We start from the raw sequence: 18,396 nt of genomic DNA, 5'->3' as shown, positions 1-18,396 counted from the left end.
CGGCACAGCCCAGCCGATGATGTGCCCCGTAGGGTTGTTCGGTCTCGTCCCAGGTGACCATCGGCATCGCCATCTCCTGCTCCGCACGAAGCGTAAGGAGTTTCGGCGGCCACCCCCAGGACGATCTTGCTCATCCCAGGAAGCTCAACCTCACCTGACGGTTGGGATTGGAAATGTTGGTGTCCACCAGGCACACCGACTGCCACGTGCCCAGCTCGAGCCTCCCGGCCAGGACGGGCAGGGTCGCGTGGGGTGGGACGAAGGCCGGGACGACGTGGTCGCGGCCGTGGCCGGGGCTGCCGTGGCGGTGCTGCCAGCGGTCGTCGGCGGGCAGGAGCGTGTGCAGGGCGGCGAGGAGGTCGTCGTCGCTGCCGGAGCCCGTCTCGATGACGGCGATCCCGGCGGTGGCGTGCGGGACGAAGATGTTCAGCAGGCCGTCACGGTCGCCGGCGGCCTCCCGCAGGAAGGCCTCGCAGTCCTGGGTGAGATCGACGACCCGCTCCCGGGTGCCGGAGGCGACGTGCAGTACTCGGGTGGTGAACGCGTCTGACATGCCACCATCCTGACCCATGGGCCGGCCCGGGGAAGATCCGCCAGACCCGCACTGTTGGTGGAAGCGTGAACGGCATTCGTGGGGTCGAGGTGGTGGTGACGGGCGCCGGCCAAGCGGGACTGGCCGGCGCCTATCACCTGCGGCGTGCCGGGTTCGTGCCGGAGCGTGACTTCGTGGTGCTGGACCACGCTCCCGGTCCGGGCGGCGCCTGGCAGTTCCGGTGGCCCTCACTGACGTACGGCAAGGTGCACGGCATGCACGCGCTCCCGGGCATGGAACTGACGGGGGCCGATCCGGCGCGGGCGTCCTCGGAGGTGATCTCCGAGTACTTCGACACCTACGAGCGGACCTTCGACCTGCGTGTACGGCGGCCGGTGGACGTCCGGGCCGTGCGCGAGGGGTCCGGCGGGCGGCTGCTCGTCGAGACCTCCGACGGCACCTGGTCGACGCGGGCGCTGATCAACGCGACCGGCACCTGGGACCGGCCGTTCTGGCCGCGTTATCCGGGGCAGGAGACGTTTCGCGGGCGCCAGTTGCACACCGCGCAGTATCCGGGGCCCGAGGCGTTCGCCGGGCAGCGGGTGATCGTGGTGGGCGGCGGGGCGTCCGGTACACAGCACCTGCTGGAGATCGCGCCGTACGCCGCCGCCACGACATGGGTGACGCGGCGGCCTCCGGTGTTCCGCGAGGGGCCGTTCGACGAGGAGGCGGGCCGTGCGGCGGTCGCGCTCGTGGAGGAGCGGGTGCGCCAGGGGCTGCCGCCGAAGAGCGTGGTGTCCGTGACGGGGCTGCCCTTGAACGACGCGATCCGGCAGGGGCTGGCGGACGGGGTCCTCGACCGGCTGCCGATGTTCGACCGGATGACCCCGCAGGGTGTGGAGTGGGACGACGGGCACCGTGTCGACGCCGATGTCGTCCTCTGGGCGACCGGGTTCCGGGCCGCCATCGACCATCTCGCGCCGCTGCGGCTGCGCGAGCCGGGCGGCGGGATCCGGGTCGAGGGCACGCGCGTGGTCTCCGATCCGCGGATCCATCTGGTCGGCTACGGGCCGTCCGCCAGCACCATCGGCGCCAACCGGGCGGGCCGGGCGGCCGTACGGGACATCAGGCGACTGCTGGCCGAGGGGGCCGGGGCGCCCGAGCGGGAACCGGCCGCCGCCTGACGTCCCGGCGCGTCATCCGGCCGCCTTCGCCGACGGGCTTCGCTGGTTCCGGTTGAACTCGGCGACATTGCGCTGGTGCTCCTGGTAGTTCGCAGTGAAACGGGTGTCGCCCGGCTTGACCGTGACGAAGTACAGCCAGTCGCCCGGGGTGGGGTGGATGGCGGCGCGCATCGCCTCCTCGCCGGGGTTGTCGATCGGCGTCGGCGGCAGGCCCATGCGCTGGTAGGAGTTGTAGGGGCTCTCGATCCGGGTGTCGCTCTCCGTGGTCCGCACCGTCGAACGGTTCAGTGCGTAGTTGATGGTCGAGTCCATCTGCAGGGGCATGCCGCGCTCCAGCCGGTTGAAGACGACCCGGGCCACCTTCCCCATGTCCGCCTTGGTGGCGGCCTCCGCCTGGACCAGACTGGCGATCGTGACGGCCTGGTAGACGTTCATCGCGTTGCGCTGGGCGCCCGCGGTGACCGGTGCTCCGTTGAACCTCTTGTTCGCCGTGTCGACCATGTAGGCGAGCAGCGACCGGGGGGTCGTCTTCTTGTCCAGCGGATACGTCGCCGGGAAGAGGTAGCCCTCCGGGTTGCCCTCGGCATCCTCCGGCAGCTTCAGTCCGGCCTGGGGCAGCGTCTTCCTGGTCGTGCCGGCGGGCAGGGCGAGGGCCTTGTCGACGGCCTCGTAGATCTGGCTCGCGCGCCAGCCCTCCGGGATGACCAGGGCGGTGGGTTTCTTCGGTGCCTCGGGCGCCTTGTGCTCCGTGCTCAGCAGCGGCACCGCCACGGCGGTACCGGCCACGACGGCTCCGGTCGCGATGAGGGCGAGCCGGCCCCGGCGCGTCAGTCGAATCGTGCTCCGTGGCGGAGTGTTCATCTGCATGCGGGCACGGTAACCCTCATATCGTTATAAACCCGGCATAACCTGTCATAGGCTTGCCTATTGTCATCTTGTCGGCTCCAGGCTGGCATCCCGCCGCACCAGGGCCGCATACCGCCCGTCCTGCTCCAGCAGCTCCTCGTGCGTGCCTCGTTCGGCCAGGCGGCCGGCCTCGAGCACCACGATCTGGTCGGCGCCGCGAATGGTGGACAGCCGGTGGGCGATGGTGAGCGTGGTCCGGTTGGCGGAGAGCGCGTCGATGGCCTCCTGCACGGCGTGCTCGGTGCGGTTGTCCAGGGCGCTCGTCGCCTCGTCGAGGATCAGCACCGGAGGGTCGCGCAGGATGGTGCGGGCGATCGCCAGACGCTGCTTCTCGCCGCCGGAGAAGCGGTGGCCGCGCTCGCCGACGACTGTGTCGTACCCGTCGGGCAGGGCGGCGATGTGGTCGTGGATCTGCGCCGCCCGCGCGGCCGTACGGAGTTCCTCGTCGGTGGCGTCCGGCTTGGCGAAGCGCAGATTGTCGGCGACCGTCGCATGGAAGAGGTACGTCTCCTGCGAGACGACGCCGACCGCGCGCGCGAGGGTGTCGAAGTCGAGGTCGCGGACGTCGACGCCGTCGAGCGTGACCCGGCCGCCGGTCACGTCGTACAGACGCGGCACCAGGTAGCCCAGCGTGGACTTGCCGGCGCCGGTCGGACCGACGACCGCGAGACTGCCGCCCGCCGGCACGGTGACGTCGATGCCGTCGAGGACGGGCGCGCCCTTGTCGTCGTAGGCGAAGGCGACGTTCTCGAAGCGGACCTCGCCCTTGACCTGGTCGAGGTGGACCGGGTCGGTGCGCTCGGTGATGTCGATCGGCAGGTCGAGGTACTCGAAGATGCGCTGGAAGAGCGCGAGGGAGGTCTGGATCTGCACACCGGTCGCGAGCAGGCTGACCGCGGGGCGGAACAGGCCCTGCTGGAGGGAGACGAAGGCGACGATCGTGCCGAGGGAGACGTCCGGGCCGCCGAGCTGGAGGGCCATGCCGGCCGTCCAGTAGATGACCGCCGGCATGGCGGCCATGACGATGGTGATCACGGCCATGCGCCAGCGGCCGGCCATGTTGGACTTCACTTCCAGGTCGACCAGTTGCTCGGACTCCTCGGCGAAGGAGCGGGTGAGCGAGTCGGCGCGGCCCATGGTGCGGCCGAGCAGGATGCCGCTCACCGAGAGCGACTCCGTGACCGTGGCGGCCATGGCTGCCATCTGCTTCTGGCGCTGGGTGGTGATCTTCTTGCGTTCGTTGCCGACACGGCGGCTGATCCACACGAAGACCGGCAGCAGGAGCAGGGAGACGACCGTCAGCCGCCAGTCGAGGGCGATCATCGCGATGATCGTGGCGACCACACTGGTGAAGTTGGAGACCAGGGACGTGGCCGTGGAGGTGACGGTGGCCTGCATGCCGCCGATGTCGTTGGCTATGCGGGACTGCACTTCGCCGGTACGCGTGCGCGTGAAGAACGCGAGGGACATGCGCTGCAGCCGGCCGTAGACGGCGGTGCGCAGGTCGTGCATGACGCGCTGGCCGACGGTCGTGGAGATCAGCGTCTGCAGGACGCCGAAGACACTGCTCAGCACGGCGCTCAGGATCATGCCGAGGGCGAGCAGGCTCAGCAGACCCGTGCGGCCCTCGGGGATGGCGACGTCGAGGGTCTCCTTCAGCAGGAACGGCGTGGCGACCGAGACCAGTGACGAGGCGCCGACGAGGAGGCCGACGACCGTGAGCCGGCCCCGGTAGGGACGGAAGAGGCCGAGGATGCGGCGGACCTGCCGGGGGTGCCCCTCGGCCTCGGCGGACGGGATCCAGGAGTCTGGTTTGTCGGGGTGCATGGGCTCCTACGGGAGGTGAGCGGGCGGGACGAGCTGACCATAGCTCATTGTTACCTATACTCACAATGAACGGCATCCTGATATTGTTCCCGCATGACCACCCCCGATTCCGACAGCGTGCTCGCCGAGCAACTGCTGCGGTTCACCCGCCGCGTGCACCGGATCCAGAAGCGGCACATCGAGCAGCGCGGCCTCGGTGTCACGCCCGCGCAGTCCCGTCTGCTGCGCACGCTGGCCTGCTACAGCTCACCGCCGCGCATGGCCGATCTCGCCGAGCGCCTGGAGGTGGTCCCGCGCGCGGTGACGACGCTGGTCGACGGGCTGGAGGCGGGCGGCAAGGTGCGGCGGGTTCCCGATCCGACGAACCGCCGGGTGATCCGCATCGAGCTCACGGACGACGGCCGGGAGGCCCTGCGCAAACTGCGGGCCGCTCGGCGTTCGGCAGCCGAGGAGATTCTGGCTCCGCTGTCGGGAGGGCAGCGGGAGGTGCTGGGCGGGTTGCTGGACACGCTGGTGGACGGGGTGCCGGACGCGCGCCGCGGGTAGGGGCACGACGGGTCGTGGGCGGCTGCGGGTGCGTGGGGGTTGGTCGCGCAGTTCCCCGCGCCCCTGAAAAGCCGGCCCACTGGGCCGACGCACAAGGGGCGCGGGGCCGTATCCATATGCGGCTCCGCCGCATGGGCGCGACCAGCCACGAAACCACCCGCAGCCGCCCGCGACCCGGCACACCCCGAGCTATGGGGCGACAGGCGCCGTCGGCTCGGACACCGACGTCTCCTCGACTTCCGCGACGGCCTCGCCGTCCAGGACCTTCTTCGCCCGCCCCAGATCCAGCGCCCCCTCCCACCGCGACACCGCGAAGACCGCGACACAGTTGCCGAGCAGATTGGTGACCACGCGCATCGAGTCCATGATCCGGTCGACACCGAGCAGCAGGGCGACCGCGCCCGCGGGAATGGCCCCCAGGGAGGACGCCGTCGCGGACAGGGCGAGGAAGGCCGAACCGGGGATGCCGGCCATGCCCTTGCTGGTCAGCATCAGCACCAGGATCACGGTGATCTGCTGCCCCAGGCTCAGGTCGACACCCACGGCCTGGGCGATGAACAGCGTGCCGATGGACAGGTACAGCGAGGCGCCGTCGAGGTTGAAGGAGTAGCCCGTGGGCAGCACGAGACCCACGGCGTCGTCGCGGGCGCCCGCCTTGCGCAGCTTCTGCATGACCCGCGGCATGACGGCCTCGGTGGAGGCGGTGCCGAGCGCGAGCAGCATCTCCTCACGGATGTAGCGCAGGAACTTCCAGAGGCTGAGCCCGGTCACCAGACGCAGGGCCACGGCCAGCAGCGCGATGAAGAAGGCGGCGGCCGCGTAGCACAGGATGATCAGCTTGGCGTAGGTCTCGATGACACCGAGCCCGTAGTTGCCGATCAGGACGGCCATCGCGCCGAACACCGCGATCGGCGCCAGGCGCATGACGAAGCCGACGACCGCGAAGATGATCTCCTGGGCCTGCTCGATCGCGGGCAGCACCTGCGGCACCTTCGTGTGTCCGAGGTGCAGCAGCGCGGCACCCACCAGACAGGCCAGGACGAGCACCTGGAGCAGGGCGTTCTCGGCGAAGGCGCCGATGAAACTGGTGGGCAGCGCGTTCACGATGAACTCGGTCGTCGAGGGCAGCGAGCCGCCGCCCGTCTTCGCGTCGACCGCCGAGGTGTCAAGGGTGGACGGGTCGACGTTCATCCCGGAGCCGGGCTGGACGACGTTGGCGGCGAGCAGCCCGATGACGAGGGCCAGAGTGCTGGCGACCTCGAACCAGATCAGGGCCTTGAGCCCGATCCGGCCGAACGCCTTGAGGTCACCGGCCTTGGCGATGCCGACGACGACCACGCAGAACACCAGCGGCGAGATGATCGTCTTGATGAGACGGGTGAATCCGTCGCCGAGCGGCTGGAGGTCCGTGGCCACGCCGGGCCACAGCTTTCCGACGACGATGCCGAGTACGAGCGCGCAGGCGACCTGCGCGAAGAGTGAGGTACGCAGTATGCGTGCGACGCGTCGCGGCAGGGACGGGACGGACGGCGGCACGGGCACTCCTTGTGGGGACGACGTGGGGGCGACGGCTCGTTGGGGCGACGACTTGTGGGGGGTCGTCGGCACGCAGAAGCCCCGGGGGACATGGGACTTCTGCGATGCGGAAAGCAGCTTCCGCTGCGATCACTTTGGAGGTGCCGTTGATCGCGCACAAGACCGCCGCGTTTCGGCCGTGTAAATCCCGTCGCGCGTGAAGCGTCGCGCGTGACGCGTCGCACGCCTGTCGGCTCAGCAGCCGCTGTGATCCTCCGTCAGCACCCCCTGGATCGTGGTGAGTCGGCGGTCGTGACAGCCGTCCGAGCCGCGGAGCCGGTAGTGCTCGCTCGTCGTGCCGACCGCGTGACGCTGGTCGCGGGGCACTCCGACGGTGTACGTGGCGTCACCCGTGTACGTGTCGTCGAGCCGCGACCACTGTGCGCGCCGGCCGTTCCGGGTCGTCACGGCGCCGGCCCGGTCCCCCAGTGTCAGGACGGTCCGCAGACGGTCGTCCGCGCCGAGGGTGGTCGTGCCGTTCATCGTGTAGGTGCGGTGGATCCGGGTGGTGACAGTCCGTCCTCGGCCGTCGACCGTGACCTTCTCGTCGTCCGTCCAGGTGGCGTCGAGGCCGTCCACGGTCTCACCGTCGGTCCAGCGGTGGGCGGAGGTGTTGGCCAGGGTGCGGGTGACGGTGGTCCTCACCCGGCCGTGCGAGGTGTCGAGATAGCCGGCGACGGTCAGCCGGTGCCCGCCCTCGGTGTCGAGGCGGTGCTCCGTACCGGGCGTGTAGGCCGTGGAGTTGGCGAGGTCACCCACGTCCCCGCGAAGCAGCTTCCCGGGGACGACGGCCTTGCCGTGGTCCTGCCAGACGAGCACGTTGACCGGCGTGCTCCAGCCGCTCTGCCCCGCGGGCACACCGACGACCGACACCTCGACGCGGTGTGGGCGCCCGTCGTTGAGGATTCCGGCGAAGGGCGTCAGGTCGTATTCGATCGGCTTGATGTCGAAGGCGCGGGGGCCCGGGATCACGTACCAGAGGAAGGGGTTGGACCAGCCGCCGGTCCACACGGTCGGGAACGGGGTGGCGATTCCGGCCAGTTGCCCGTCGACCCTGACCTGCACCTCGCGGTACGGGCCGTCGTCCGCCCGGCAGGAGTACGGCGCCTGCGCGGGCACCGTCAGATACCAGTACTCCTCGCAGCCTCCGCCGGAGCCGGTGGCGTACACCTCGGCGACGACGCGTTCACTGTTGCGGGGCGTGGTGAGGGTCGCGCCGTCGGTCAGGGGGAGGACGCGGTCGGGGATCTCGGCCGGCTTCCCGGCGTAGAAGGTCAGCGTCACCTTGACGTCGATCACGCCGGTGTAGGTGTCGTCGACGACGTTCCCGATGAGCATCTCGACGTCCTGGCTCCCGCGGAGGGTGTCGCTGTAGCGGGTGACGTCCTTCTCCACGGACCATGCGATGCCGTCGGGCGAGGGCTCCGGCGTGGAGGTGCGGAAGATCTCGACGCCGCCGACGTGCAGATAGCCGAGCCGGTCGAACTGGCGTCCCTTGACCTTGCCGTCGAGGCGCAGCACCACCTTGCTCCAGCGGTCGCCGCAGCCGTCCGGCGGGGTGTAGGTGCCCTTGTACGGGGTGAAGTCCCGGAACTGCGCCTCGGCGATGGTGACTTGGCAGGATCTGCCCGAAGGCCTGTCCACGGGCGGCGCCGCGGTCACCGGGTCGTGCCAGTCGGTGCCGAACTCGGCGGGGACGTCGGCCGATCGAGCCGGAGCCGCCCCGAGGAGGGTGCCCACCAGGAGGGTCGCCCCGGCGAGCATGGACATGATTAACCGTCTCTTCATGGCCGGTGTTCTACGGGGAGTCGGCCCACGCCCGCAATGACGCCTCCCCCGCCGGTACTACGCCTTCAGCGCTTCCCTGTCCCCCATCACCACCACGGGATCGTGATCCGGGTCGAGCGTGATCAGCAGGTACTCCATCGCCTCCTTGGACAGGCTGACGCAGGCGGACGTACCGTCACCGTGGTCCAGGTGCAGCCAGATCCCGCCACCCTTCTCCTCACCCAAGGGCTGCTCCCCGTCGTCGGGCGGCGTACCCGGGACCCGGTTGTAGTCGATGGCGATGACGTAGTCGAAGTCGTGCCAGTGCGACTCGTCCCACCAGCGCGGTGCCGCGTAGTCCTCCGACCGCGTGTACGGCAGCCTGGTCCCGGGATCGTCCAGGACGCCGCCCGCGGCGGTGAGCGTGAAGACCCCGACGGGGCTGCGGTTGTCCCCGAGACGGTGGTCCGGGGTCCAGCCCTTCTTGCCGTTGTGTGCGGGCCAGCTGCGCAGACGCTCCCAGACCGGGCCCCGTCTGGCGTACAGCACGGCAGTGGACTCGGCGGAGTCCGCTCCGTCGCCGTACACCGCCAGAACCTGGCGGGAAGTGGCCGGAATGCGCCGGTGCAGCCGGTCGCCGACATCCGGAATCCGGGTCGGCGCCGCGGGGCTCGACGCCGCGCTCGATGCGCCGGCACCGGAAGCGACCGCGCTCCCCTCGGCCCCTGCCGCCGCCCTGCTGCCGCCACTTCGTCCCGTGTCCGCGCCGCCGCACGCGGACAGGGCCGCGAGAAGGAGGACTCCGGCCAACGTCGCGGCCACCCGGGGCCGCACACCGCCATGTCGCATCCGCTCATGCTCGCACCACTTTCCCGGCATATGCGTCAGATCCCGGACATGGAAGCCGTGTCGGCAAGCAACCGGATCCCTGCGCCTCAGCAGAAAACCAGTTGATTCCGACCACGCTGCGACGCGAACCTTTCACGGTTTGTTGCCGCGCCTCGCGGGTTCTTCTCGTACCTCCGCCCGCCTGTCTCTCCCCTCCCCCCTCTCCCCTCCCCCTTCCCCTCCTGACACGAGCCACTGGGACGTCATGCAGATCCAAGACCTTCCGTATCCCGACCCGGGTGTGCCGGACGCGCGCTCGGGGCCTCACTTCCTGTGGTGGCTCGGCCGCAACCAACTGGGCGGCCAGCTGAAATCCCTGGCCTGGGGACTGCTGCACTTCGTCGCCGTCTCGGCTCAGCCGTTCTGCGTCGGGTTCGCCATCGAGGCCGTGGTCGACCGCTCCGGCAGCCGACTCGCCCTGGCCGGCGGGCTGATGGCCCTGTTCGGGGCGGCCACCGCGATCGGCGACACCTTCCTGCACCGGACCGCCGTCACCAACTGGATCACCGCCGCCGCCCGCGTCCAGCAGCTGCTCGCCCGCCAGGCCGCGCGGCTGGGATCGGCGCTGACCCGGCGGGTCGCGGCCGGCGAGGTGGTGGCCGTGTCCACCGGTGACGTCGAGAAGATCGGCTGGTTCGTCGAGGCGGTCTCCCGCTTCACCGCCGCGGCCCTGACCGTCGTGCTGGTCTGCATCGGCCTGGTCGTCTACCAGCCGGCCCTCGGCATCGTCGTCGCCGTCGGCCTGCCCGTCCTCGCGGTCGCGGTGCTGCCGCTGCTGCCGCACGCGACGCGCCGGGCAGACGTCCAGCGCGAGAAGGCGGGACGCGCCACCGAACTGGCCTCGGACACCGTGGCCGGCCTGCGGGTGCTGCGCGGCATCGGCGGCGAGGAACTCTTCCTCGCCCGCTACCGCAGCGCCTCCCAGGAGGTCCGGCACGCGGCCGTGCGCAGCGCCCGCATGTGGTCCCTGATCAGCGCCATCCAGGTGCTGCTGCCCGGCCTGCTGCTGATCGTGGTCGTCTGCTACGGCGTCCGTCTGGTCCACGAGGGCCGCATCACCGTCGGCGAACTCGTCGCGGTCTACAGCTCTGTCATGGTGCTGACGTATCCCCTCCGGCACTTCGAGGAGATCGCGATGGCGTACTCCTTCTCGCGACCGTCCGCCAGGCGCGCGGCCGGTGTGCTGTCGCTGGAGCGGGTCACGGACATCGGTGGATCGCGCGCGGGGGACGTGCCCTCGGGCGACCTGTACGACCCGGCGACCGGACTGCTCGCGCCGGCCGCCCGGCTCACCGCGGTGGTGTGCGGCGACCCGGACGCGGCCGGACGGCTCGCGGAACGGCTGGGCGGCCACCCTCCGGAGGACGGCCCCTCGGTGCTGCTCGGCGGTGTCCCGCTGGACGAACTCCCGCTGGAGACCGCGCGCACGGCCGTCCTCGTCCAGGACAAGGACCCGGTGCTGCTGTCCGGTTCGCTGCGCGAGTTGCTCGACGTACCCGCCTCGGGTGCCGTGGACGCGCGCGCGGCGCTCGCGGCCGCCCAGTGCGAGGACGTCCTGGAGGCCCTGGTGCAGGGCTCCCTGGACGCCGACGACCCGATGGACGCCCGCATCACCGAACGCGGCCGCTCCCTGTCAGGCGGCCAGCGGCAGCGGCTCGCCCTGGCCCGGTCGCTGCTCACCGACCCGGAGGTGCTCGTCCTCGACGAACCCACCTCCGCCGTCGACTCGCACACCGAGGCCCGGATCGCCGAGGGCGTGCGCGGGCTGCGGGCCGGTCGCACAACCGTGGTGTTCACCTCCTCGCCGCTGCTGCTCGACCGGGCGGACCGGGTGGTCCTGGTGCACGAGGGCGAGGTCGCGGCGGTCGGTGAGCACCGCGAACTGCTGCACACCGAGCCCCGGTACCGGGCCGTGGTCACCCGCGAGACCGACGAGGAGACGGCCCTCGACGACGCGCTGACGCAGTTGGACAAGACCGAGCTGGACGTACTGGAAGAGATCGAGGAGACCGCATGATCGGCGTGCCGCCACCGGCGTACGACCCGGCGGCACCGACGACGGCGAACACGCTGCCCGTCGGCGCCCCCGCGACCGTACGCGCCTACGTGGCCGAACTCCTGCGCCGGCACCGCCGCGCCTTCCTGCTCCTGCTGCTCGTCAACACGGTCGCCACGGTCGCCTCGATGGTGGGTCCCTGGCTCCTCGGCGACCTGGTGGAACGGCTCTCCGACGGGGCGCGCGAGCTCCATCTGGGGCTCGTCGCCACGCTGTTCGTGCTCGCCCTGGTCGTCCAGGCCGCGTTCGTCCGCCAGGTGCGGCTGCGCGGCGCCATGCTCGGTGAGCGGATGCTGGCCGATCTGCGCGAGGACTTCCTCGTACGGTCGGTGCGGCTGCCGCCCGGTGTGCTGGAGCGGGCCGGTACCGGCGATCTGCTGTCCCGCATCACCACGGACATCGACCGGCTGGCCAACGCCATGCGCGAGGCCGTGCCCCAGCTGACGATCGGCGTGATGTGGGCCGCGCTGCTGCTCGGCGGCCTCGTCGTCATGGCACCACCCCTCGCACCGGCCGTGCTGGTCGCGGTGCCGCTGCTGGTGGCGGGCTGCCGCTGGTACTTCAAACGGGCGCCCTCCGGCTACCGCTCGGAGGCCGCCGGATACGCCGCCGTGGCCGCCGCCCTCGCCGAGACCGTGGACGCCGGACGCACCGTGGAGGCCCACCGCCTCGGCGACCGCCGGATCGAACTGTCCAAGCTGCGGATCCGGCAGTGGACCGCCTGGGAGCGCTACACCCTGTGGCTGCGGTCGGTGCTGTTCCCGGTCATCAACCTGGTGCACGTCACCGTGCTGGGCTCGGTCCTCATGCTCGGTGGGGTGTTCGTGCTGCAGGGCTGGATCGGGGTGGGCCAGCTCACGACCGGCGCGCTGCTCGCGCAGATGCTCGTCGACCCGGTGAACCTCATCCTGCGCTGGTACGACGAGTTGCAGGTCGCCCAGGTGTCGCTGGCCCGCCTCGTCGGGGTGCGGGACATCGAGCCGGACGCCGGGGACACCGGGCTGGCGCCGGACGGGCGGGACGTGCTCGCCGAGCGGGTCCACTTCGGCTACCGCGAGGGCGTCGACGTACTGCGCAAGGTGTCCCTGGAGGTCGCCCCCGGCACCCGGCTGGCCCTCGTCGGCCCGTCGGGCGCGGGCAAGTCCACGCTGGGCCGTCTTCTCGCCGGGATCTACGCGCCGCGCGACGGCCGGATCACCCTCGGCGGCGCCGAACTGTCCCGGATGACCGCCGAGCACGTCCGCTCCCACGTGGCCCTCGTCAACCAGGAGCACCACGTCTTCGTCGGCTCCCTCCGCGACAACCTGCGGCTCGCCCGGACCGGTGCCGAGGACGACGAGCTGTGGGCGGCGCTGGGCGCGGTCGACGCGGACGGCTGGTCCCGGGCCCTGGACGAGGGGCTGGACACCGAGGTCGGCTCGGGCGGTGTCGCGCTCACCCCGGCCCAGGCCCAGCAGATCGCGCTCGCCCGGCTGGTGCTGGCCGATCCGCACACCCTGGTCCTCGACGAGGCGACCTCGCTGCTCGACCCGCGTGCCGCCCGCCACCTGGAACGGTCCCTCGCCCGCGTCCTGGACGGCCGCACGGTCGTCGCCATCGCCCACCGCCTGCACACCGCCCACGACGCCGACCTCATCGCCGTCGTCGAGAACGGCCGCATCAGCGAGCTGGGCAGCCATACGGAGCTGGTGACGGCGGACGGTGCGTACGCGGCGCTGTGGCGGTCCTGGCACGGGTGAGTCCGGCCCGGCGGGGGCCGGTGAGCATGCCCGCGGCCCGCGGTGCGGCGCGGCGCGGCTGAAGGAGCCCGGCGAGCACATCTGTGGGGCGCGGTGCGAGACGAGGAGACCGCCGGGACCCGCTGGGTGCGTCTGTGGGGCGCGGAGGCGCTCTGGGAGGCCGCGGGCGGGTCCTCCCCGCCGGCCGAGGCTCGGTGCCCGGCGCATCCCGGGTGCCGGGCGCTCGCGGGTCCTCGCAGGTGCACCGCCCTGTGCTCCGGCCCCCGTGGCCGCATCCGCAATCCGCTCCCACTCTGGCGTTGCGCGGTGCCGAAGCGGGATGGAACGCTGGATACCGGCACCCGCGTGGGAACCTGCCCGGATCCGTCCGGCGCACGCCGGGCCCGGCCGGTGTCCCGTGCGGCGGTGCCCCACCGCCGACCGCGGTGAGTACGGGCCGGTCACCCCCTGGAGGTACCCGTGAACAGCGCCGACGGATGGGGGGACGACGTCTACCAGCCCGACGCCTCCGACATCCAGGAGGACTCGGGACTGCTCGACGCCGAGGACACACTCGTGGACGACGGCGTCACAGACCCCCTCGACCGCGGCTGGTCCCCTCCCGAGCGGCCCTGGGCCGTGGAACACACCGGGGTGACGGCCGCGGAGCGCCGCCAGGGCGAGACCCTGGACCAGCGGCTCGCCGAGGAGCTGCCCGACCTCGCCGTGCCCGACGGGGACGGCCTCGGCGACTGCGACGGCACCGACGGGGAACTCCTCGACAACGAGGTCGGCGCGTCCCGGTCGGGCCGGCTCGTGGCACCGGACGAAGGCGCCCACGAGGACGAGGAGAGCGCCATGGTCGCCAGCGACGTCGGCATCGACGGCGCGGCCGCGTCCGCCGAGGAGGCGGCCATGCACATCGTCGACGAGGACAGCCTGTCCGGCTGACCCGCCACCCCCGGTTCCGCGGCCGGCACCGCCCGAGCACCAGGACGAGGACGACGAGGAGCACCCATGCAGCAGGACAAGCACCCCGACTACCACCCGGTCGTCTTCCGCGACCGCGCCGCCGGCTACGCCTTCCTCACCCGGTCCACCGCCTCCAGCGACCAGACCATCGAGTGGGACGACGGCGAGACGTACCCCGTGGTGGACGTGGAGATCTCCTCCGAGAGCCACCCCTTCTACACCGGCAAGGCCCGCACGGTGGACACCGAGGGCCGCATCGCCCGCTTCGAGCGCCGCTACGGCGAGGGCGGAACCGGCTGAGCCGTCGCCCCCGCCACGGACATGCGTCAGATCACGTTGAGCGCGGCCGCGGCGCCGACTCCGCCGAGCAGCATGAACACCGGCATCAGCACCTTCAGCTCGACCCAGCTGCCCGCCCGGAACCGCATCGCCTTGGGCGGACCCAGCGGATACCAGCGCTTGCGCCCGATCGGGATGGGCCACAGGACCGGGCAGCCGGAGACCGTCAGCGCGTCCCCGATGTCGTGCACCAGCGCGCCCAGCAGGATCGGCAGCCCCAGCCACAGGTACTCCTGACCCGGGTCCGAGAACAGCCAGTCCGCGCCGTTGCCGGGCTTGTCCAGGACCCCGGCGAGGATCCACGCGCTGGTCGCGGCCAGCAGCCACACCAGCACATCGCTGCTGGAGCCACGCGCCGCCCGCCACAGCAGGCCTTCGATCGCCAGCACCATGTGCACGAAGAGGATCGCCAGCACCGCCCAGCGGCCACCGGCGATCGCCAGCGCCGAGGCACCGGCGCCGATCATGACGGCCCACAGCCAGGTGTGGGTGAGGGTGCGGTGCCCGCCGGAGCGACGCGGGTCGCCCTGCTTCTTCGTGGCCTTGTAGACGGCGTAGGAGAGCTTGTCGACGATCTCGCACAGCCATCGGGAGACCGGGCCGAAGGAGCGGGAGATGGTGGCTGCCTTGTGGTCGAGGTCCGGTGCGAGCGCCGCACCGGCGCAGATCAGCGCACCGCAGAGAAGGACCGGCCAGGGCATGGTGTGCCCCGCCGCGGCGGCGGCCGCGCCGACGCCTAGCCAGGCGGCGGCGCCCGACAGTGAGTGTGCTGGTCCCATCATGGCCGTTGCCCGCCCCATTCCTCGTGTGCCGCTGTCCAGTTGACCGGGTGCGATGACGCTCCGTCGGCGACACAGCGTAGCGGCCGTGATCTTCGGTCCGGCAGCCGATTCCCCCATCGGGCTCGCGTGCAGGCAAGATGGGGTCGTGACCCTCATCGATCAGTTGCCGCCGACCGCAGATCCCGACGCCCTGTACGAAGCCTTCGAGTCCTGGGCCGAGGAGCGCGGTCTCACGCTCTACCCCCACCAGGAGGAGGCGCTGATCGAGGTGGTCTCCGGGGCGAACGTGATCGTGTCGACGCCGACCGGCTCCGGCAAGAGCATGATCGCGGCGGCCGCGCACTTCGCGGCTCTCGCCCGGGACGAGGTCACCTTCTACACCGCTCCGATCAAGGCGCTGGTGTCGGAGAAGTTCTTCGAGCTGTGCAAGATCTTCGGCACGGAGAACGTCGGCATGCTGACCGGCGACGCGTCCGTCAACTCCGACGCCCCGGTCATCTGCTGCACCGCCGAGGTGCTCGCCTCCATCGCGCTCCGCGACGGCCGGCACGCGGACGTCGGCCAGGTCGTCATGGACGAGTTCCACTTCTACGCCGAGGGCGACCGCGGCTGGGCCTGGCAGATCCCGATCCTGGAGCTGCCGCAGGCGCAGTTCGTCCTCATGTCGGCGACCCTCGGCGACGTGTCCTTCTTCGAGAAGGACCTCACCCGCCGCACCGGCCGCCCGACCGCCGTGGTCCGCTCGGCGACCCGGCCGGTACCGCTGTCGTACGCATACCGCTACACCCCGCTGACGGAGACGCTCACCGATCTGCTGGAGACGAAGCAGGCTCCCGTCTACATCGTGCACTTCACGCAGGCGCAGGCGGTGGAGCGGGCGCAGGCGCTGATGAGCATCAACATGTGCTCGAAGGAGGAGAAGGAGCAGATCGCCGACCTGATCGGCAACTTCCGCTTCACCACCAAGTTCGGCCGCAACCTCTCCCGTTACGTACGGCACGGCATCGGTGTCCACCACGCCGGCATGCTGCCCAAGTACCGGCGCCTGGTGGAGAAGCTCGCCCAGGCCGGTCTGCTGAAGGTGATCTGCGGTACGGACACGCTCGGCGTCGGTGTCAACGTGCCCATCCGCACGGTGCTGTTCACGGCGCTGACCAAGTACGACGGCAGCCGGGTGCGCACGCTGCGGGCGCGTGAGTTCCACCAGATCGCCGGGCGTGCCGGACGGGCCGGCTTCGACACGGCGGGCTTTGTGGTGGCGCAGGCGCCCGAGCACGTCATCGAGAACGAGAAGGCGCTCGCCAAGGCGGGCGACGACCCGAAGAAGCGCCGCAAGGTGGTCCGCAAGAAGGCGCCGGAGGGCTTCGTCGGCTGGACGGAGAACACGTTCGAGAAGCTGATCGAGTCGGAGCCGGAGCCGCTGACGTCCCGTTTCCGGGTGACGCACACGATGCTGCTGTCGGTGATCGCCCGGCCGGGCAACGCCTTCGAGGCGATGCGCCATCTGCTGGAGGACAACCACGAGCCCCGTCGGCAGCAGCTGCGGCACATCCGGCGCGCGATCGCGATCTACCGTTCGCTGCTGGACGGCGGGATCGTCGAGAAGCTCGACGAGCCGGACGCCACCGGCCGGATCGTCCGCCTCACCGTGGACCTGCAGCAGGACTTCGCGCTGAACCAGCCGCTGTCCACGTTCGCCCTGGCCGCGTTCGAGCTGCTCGACCCCGAGTCGCCGTCGTACGCGCTGGACATGGTCTCCGTCGTCGAGTCCACGCTGGACGACCCCCGGCAGATCCTGGCCGCCCAGCAGAACAAGGCGCGCGGCGAGGCCGTGGCCGCGATGAAGGCGGACGGTGTCGAGTACGAGGAGCGCATGGAGCGGCTCCAGGACATCACCTACCCGAAGCCTCTCGAGGAAGTGCTCTTCCACGCCTACAACACGTACCGCAAGAGCCACCCGTGGGTCGGCGACCACCCCCTGTCGCCGAAGTCCGTCATCCGGGACATGTACGAGCGGGCGCTGACCTTCACGGAGCTGGTGTCCCACTACGAGCTGGCCCGCACCGAGGGGATCGTGCTGCGCTACCTGGCGAGTGCCTTCAAGGCCCTGGACCACACCGTCCCCGACGACCTCAAGTCGGAGGACCTGCAGGACCTGATCGAGTGGCTGGGTGAGATGGTGCGCCAGGTCGACTCCAGTCTGCTGGACGAGTGGGAGCAGCTCGCCAATCCCGAGGAGATGACCGCCGAGGAGGCCCAGGAGAAGGCCGACGAGGTCAAGCCGGTCACCGCCAACGCGCGGGCGTTCCGGGTCCTCGTGCGCAACGCCATGTTCCGGCGGGTCGAGCTCGCCGCTCTCGACCAGGTCGACGAACTCGGCGAGATGGACGCGGAGTCCGGCTGGGACGCCGACGCGTGGGGCGAGGCGATGGACAAGTACTGGGACGAGTACGACGACCTGGGCACCGGCCCCGACGCCCGCGGCCCCAAGTTGCTGGTGATCGAGGAGGAGCCGCAGAACGGTCTGTGGCGGGTCCGACAGATCTTCGACGACCCGAACGACGACCACGACTGGGGCATCAGCGCGGAGGTCGACCTCACGGCCTCCGACGCGGAGGGCCGGGCGGTCGTCCGCGTCACGGACGTGGGCCAACTGTGAGAACGGCGCGAGGCACAGGAGAAGCACACCGATGACGAACCCCGCCGACCGGCTTGTCGACCTGCTCGACCTGGAGCAGATCGAGGTCAACATCTTCCGCGGTCGCAGCCCGCACGAGTCCCTGCAGCGGGTCTTCGGCGGGCAGGTGGCCGGCCAGGCGCTGGTCGCGGCCGGCCGGACCACCGAGGGCGACCGGCCCGTGCACTCGCTGCACGCGTACTTCCTGCGCCCGGGACGACCGGGGGTGCCGATCGTGTACCAGGTCGAACGGGTGCGGGACGGGCGGTCGTTCACCACGCGCCGGGTCACCGCCGTGCAGCAGGGCCGCACGATCTTCAATCTCACCGCCTCCTTTCACAAACCCGAGGAAGGCCCCTTCGAGCACCAGCTGCCGCCGGCCCGTGAGGTCCCGGGCCCGGAGTCCCTGCCGACGGTCACGGAGGAGATCCGGGCACATCTGGGCGCACTGCCCGAGCAGTTGGAGCGGATGGCGCGCCGTCAGCCCTTCGACATCCGGTACGCGGACCGGCTGCGCTGGAGCGCCGAGGACGTCAGAGGGCGGTACGTGACGAGATGTCGCTTTTAGCGTCCCCGGAACGTGTGGCACGGCCCCATCTGAGCTGATGGGGGAGTCCTGGCGTGCTG

The 18,396-nt window shown here is 71.0% G+C and carries 14 protein-coding genes and 1 pseudogene; 8 read left to right on the top strand and 7 right to left on the bottom strand.

The window, feature by feature from the left end; all coding sequences use genetic code 11:
• Positions 1–130: 130 nt before the first annotated feature.
• Positions 131–553, bottom strand: a complete 423-nt coding sequence (locus ACLZN2_RS42655; RefSeq protein WP_416985163.1) for a secondary thiamine-phosphate synthase enzyme YjbQ — start codon at positions 551–553, stop codon at positions 131–133.
• A gap of 65 nt (positions 554–618) precedes the next feature.
• Here ACLZN2_RS42655 and ACLZN2_RS42650 point away from each other — a divergent pair, with 65 nt between their 5' ends.
• Positions 619–1,716: an NAD(P)-binding domain-containing protein gene (locus ACLZN2_RS42650; RefSeq protein WP_416985162.1), complete on the top strand. Its 1,098-nt coding sequence runs from the start codon at positions 619–621 to the stop codon at positions 1,714–1,716.
• 12 nt (positions 1,717–1,728) lie between these two features.
• Here the strand turns inward: ACLZN2_RS42650 and mltG are convergent, their stop codons facing one another.
• The gene (gene mltG, locus ACLZN2_RS42645; RefSeq protein WP_416985161.1) at positions 1,729–2,583 is read right to left on the bottom strand and encodes an endolytic transglycosylase MltG; all 855 of its coding nucleotides are present in this window, start codon (positions 2,581–2,583) and stop codon (positions 1,729–1,731) included.
• Between the two features lie 63 nt (positions 2,584–2,646).
• Entirely contained in the window at positions 2,647–4,449 is a 1,803-nt protein-coding gene (locus ACLZN2_RS42640) for an ABC transporter ATP-binding protein (RefSeq protein WP_416985160.1), read from the bottom strand.
• A 93-nt stretch (positions 4,450–4,542) separates the two neighbouring features.
• Between ACLZN2_RS42640 and ACLZN2_RS42635 the strand changes: the two genes are divergently transcribed.
• Positions 4,543–4,995: a MarR family winged helix-turn-helix transcriptional regulator gene (locus ACLZN2_RS42635; protein WP_416985159.1), complete on the top strand. Its 453-nt coding sequence runs from the start codon at positions 4,543–4,545 to the stop codon at positions 4,993–4,995.
• A 189-nt stretch (positions 4,996–5,184) separates the two neighbouring features.
• On the opposite strand, the gene ACLZN2_RS42630 is transcribed toward ACLZN2_RS42635, so the two are convergent.
• From ACLZN2_RS42630 to ACLZN2_RS42620, 3 genes are all read right to left on the bottom strand, one after another.
• Entirely contained in the window at positions 5,185–6,531 is a 1,347-nt protein-coding gene (locus ACLZN2_RS42630; RefSeq protein WP_416985158.1) for a cation:dicarboxylate symporter family transporter, read from the bottom strand.
• A gap of 234 nt (positions 6,532–6,765) precedes the next feature.
• On the bottom strand, positions 6,766–8,358 hold the full coding sequence (locus tag ACLZN2_RS42625) for a peptide-N4-asparagine amidase (protein ID WP_416985157.1): 1,593 nt from the start codon (positions 8,356–8,358) through the stop codon (positions 6,766–6,768).
• A 57-nt stretch (positions 8,359–8,415) separates the two neighbouring features.
• Entirely contained in the window at positions 8,416–9,186 is a 771-nt protein-coding gene (locus ACLZN2_RS42620) for a L,D-transpeptidase family protein (protein WP_416985156.1), read from the bottom strand.
• 244 nt (positions 9,187–9,430) lie between these two features.
• On the opposite strand from ACLZN2_RS42620, the gene ACLZN2_RS42615 reads away from it, so the two are divergent.
• The 4 genes from ACLZN2_RS42615 (at position 9,431) to ACLZN2_RS42600 (ending at position 14,271) form a co-directional block, all read left to right on the top strand.
• Complete coding sequence (locus ACLZN2_RS42615) at positions 9,431–11,242, top strand: ABC transporter ATP-binding protein (protein WP_416985155.1); 1,812 nt, start codon at positions 9,431–9,433, stop codon at positions 11,240–11,242.
• Positions 11,239–13,020 carry an ABC transporter ATP-binding protein gene (locus ACLZN2_RS42610; RefSeq protein WP_416985154.1) on the top strand — a complete coding sequence of 594 codons (1,782 nt, stop codon included), beginning with the start codon at positions 11,239–11,241 and terminating at the stop codon, positions 13,018–13,020. Before ACLZN2_RS42615 ends, ACLZN2_RS42610 begins: the two co-directional genes overlap by 4 nt.
• A gap of 459 nt (positions 13,021–13,479) precedes the next feature.
• Positions 13,480–13,950, top strand: a complete 471-nt coding sequence (locus ACLZN2_RS42605; RefSeq protein WP_416985153.1) for a DUF5709 domain-containing protein — start codon at positions 13,480–13,482, stop codon at positions 13,948–13,950.
• 66 nt (positions 13,951–14,016) lie between these two features.
• Positions 14,017–14,271: a type B 50S ribosomal protein L31 gene (locus tag ACLZN2_RS42600; RefSeq protein WP_416985152.1), complete on the top strand. Its 255-nt coding sequence runs from the start codon at positions 14,017–14,019 to the stop codon at positions 14,269–14,271.
• A 26-nt stretch (positions 14,272–14,297) separates the two neighbouring features.
• On the opposite strand, the gene ACLZN2_RS42595 is transcribed toward ACLZN2_RS42600, so the two are convergent.
• Positions 14,298–15,092, bottom strand: a complete 795-nt coding sequence (locus ACLZN2_RS42595) for a metal-dependent hydrolase (RefSeq protein WP_416985151.1) — start codon at positions 15,090–15,092, stop codon at positions 14,298–14,300.
• 145 nt (positions 15,093–15,237) lie between these two features.
• Between ACLZN2_RS42595 and ACLZN2_RS42590 the strand changes: the two genes are divergently transcribed.
• Positions 15,238–17,751 carry a DEAD/DEAH box helicase gene (locus ACLZN2_RS42590; RefSeq protein WP_416985150.1) on the top strand — a complete coding sequence of 838 codons (2,514 nt, stop codon included), beginning with the start codon at positions 15,238–15,240 and terminating at the stop codon, positions 17,749–17,751.
• Positions 17,752–17,782: 31 nt separating this feature from the next.
• A pseudogene (locus ACLZN2_RS42585) lies at positions 17,783–18,310 on the top strand (acyl-CoA thioesterase); the annotation flags it as partial.
• Positions 18,311–18,396: the final 86 nt, after the last annotated feature.

Source organism: Streptomyces sp. T028, from assembly GCF_048159505.1.
Lineage (GTDB): Bacteria > Actinomycetota > Actinomycetes > Streptomycetales > Streptomycetaceae > Streptomyces.
The sequence above is the reverse complement of the archived record's forward strand: the minus strand, read 5'-3'. Positions and strand labels throughout refer to the sequence as shown.